Consider the following 2,476-nt stretch of genomic DNA (forward strand, 5'->3'; position numbering starts at 1 on the left):
GTTTCCACCGCTTGGTGGGGTTCCTTGACCATTTCCATTTTGATTATTTGTTGCATTGTCTTGATTTTGATCATTTTTCTTATTTTCTTCATTTTGTTGTTCTTGTTGTTTTTTCTGTTCATCTGTTTGTTGCTGTTGTTCTTGTTGTTTATTTTGATCATCATTTTGCTTCTGATCACTTGAGTTTGAATTTGACGTGCTCGGATTTGGAGAAGAATCTGATTTTGCACCTTTCACACGCAATTCACTACCCTCTTGAACAACACTACTTGGCATTTTGAACTTAGCACTACTTGTTCCAAATTTACCCATCATTTCTTTAAATATAAGTTGAGCAATTTTTGTATTCTTACTACTAATATAATTTTCAGAGCTATTTTTCATATATCCAGTCCACACCGCCATTGTATATTGCGGTGTATAACCTGCAAACCAACTATCACGTGATGCATTAGATGGTATATGATATTTTGCTATATCCTCAGGTGAATAATTCGTTGTTCCTGTTTTACCCGCAACATCTAAAGAGCTTACATTTGCTGCTGTACCTGTACCTGAACTAACAACTGAACGCAACATATCAGTAATCATGTATGCTGTATAGTCTTGCATAACAACTTTTGCTTTTGGTTCAAAGCTTTTTGATTTTCCATCCGGATAAACTACTTTTCTAACAAAGTGCGGCTTTATATATTTCCCGCCATTACCAAATGCTGCATATGCTCCTGCAACTTCAGTTGGTGAAGCTTCATTACTACCAATCGCATTCGATTCCACTGCTGCTTTATCAAATGGAATTCCTAAACTTTCTGCAAAGCCTTGCGCTTTACTTAATCCAACTTCCTTCGCTGTTTTAATCGCTGGTATGTTGCGAGACATCTTAAGAGCATCACGCATTGTCATCATACCTTTATACGACTTATCAGCATTTTGAACTTGTTGACCTGTTGAATACTTATATGGTGAATCATCTAATTGATGATAAGTTGGCCATTTCAAATATTCAATTGCTGGACCATAATCAAAGATTGGCTTCATTGTTGAACCTACTGAACGCTCTAGCTCGATAGCCATATTGTGTCCTTTAAATGTAGCTTTATTTTCACCACGGCCACTACCTACAGCACGAACTTCTCCCGTTTTTGTATCCATAAATGTGAAAGCACCTTGGAATTGATCATTCGGGTAACCAATAATATTTTCATTTAAAATCTTATCAGCATGCTTTTGTGCTTCTTGATCTAACGTCGTGTATATAGATAAACCATCTGATCCAATATTTACATCTGGTAATTCTTTTTCTACTTCTTTCATCACTGCATCTATAAATGCAGGATATGGCATTTCTGTTACCTGTTTAGCTGGAAGAAGTCCTTTGTCTACAGGTACTTTTGATGCTTCTTCCATTTGTTCCTTAGAAATATAACCATGTCGATTCATTAGATGAAGCACAACGTTTCTACGTTCTGTTGCTCTCTCTACATTTTCTGGTTTTGTTGGATCATAAATGCTAGGTCCTTTTGGTAATCCTGCAAGCATCGCAGCCTCTGGTAAAGTTAAATCTTTTAATTCTTTCCCGTAGTAATTTTCCGCTGCTGTTGCAATACCATACGAACGATTTCCTAAGTTAATCTTATTCAAATACATCTCTAATATTTCGTGTTTTGAATATTGTTGTTCTAACTTATAGGCTAAATATATTTCTTGCGCTTTTCGCTTAGCTGTTTTATCCATAGATAAGAAATAGTTTTTGATAACCTGTTGCGTGATTGTACTTCCACCTTGTGAACCATAATTCCCAGTAAGACTGACTAAAACGGCACGTGCAGTACCTTTAAAGTCGACCCCACTATGTTCATAAAAGCGTGCATCTTCTGTAGCTAAAAATGCGTTTTCTACCAACTTCGGTACTTGATCATACGTAATTTCTGTCCGTTTCTCTTTCCCATACTCATATATCAGTTTGCCATCTTTATCATAGATTTTTGCTGATAACGGATTGACAAGCTTTGACTTCTCAAGTTTAGGAGCATCCTTAATCATAATGAAAAAAGTAGTTACTCCTCCTACGAGCGCCACGATTCCAAGTATTAAACAACCAATCAAAAATTTACGAAAAAACGATGTTTTACCTTTTGATTTTGCTTTTTCTTTTGTTTTTCCTTTTGTAACAGTTGGCTGTTTTTTCTTTTGAACTTGTCTTCGCTCTTCTCGAGAACGATAATTTTCTGACATGTTGCTTTCTCCTGCCTTTCAATTCTCCCATTGATTTACTTGAAAATGAAATATTGCTCTTTCTTTAGTAAATACACCTATCATCGATAAAAATAGTTCATCAAAAACCAAATCCCAAAGTACTACTCGTTACTTTCTTAACTTGCAGATTGTACAAATAATGCAATACTTTCAGACAAACCATTTTTCTCTTCTGTTCCTCTAATAATGCTCTCCTTTAACACATAGAATAGAACAGGTC

General features: G+C 35.6%; 1 protein-coding gene. It reads right to left on the reverse strand.

The annotated features are described in order from the left end of the window. A partial coding sequence (locus tag V7183_RS25280; RefSeq protein WP_335361252.1) for a transglycosylase domain-containing protein occupies positions 1-2,235 on the reverse strand: 2,235 nt, incomplete at its 3' end. Between the last annotated feature and the right edge of the window lie 241 nt (positions 2,236-2,476).

The sequence above is a fragment of the Bacillus sp. JJ1127 genome (assembly GCF_036965845.1).
GTDB lineage: Bacteria > Bacillota > Bacilli > Bacillales > Bacillaceae_G > Bacillus_A.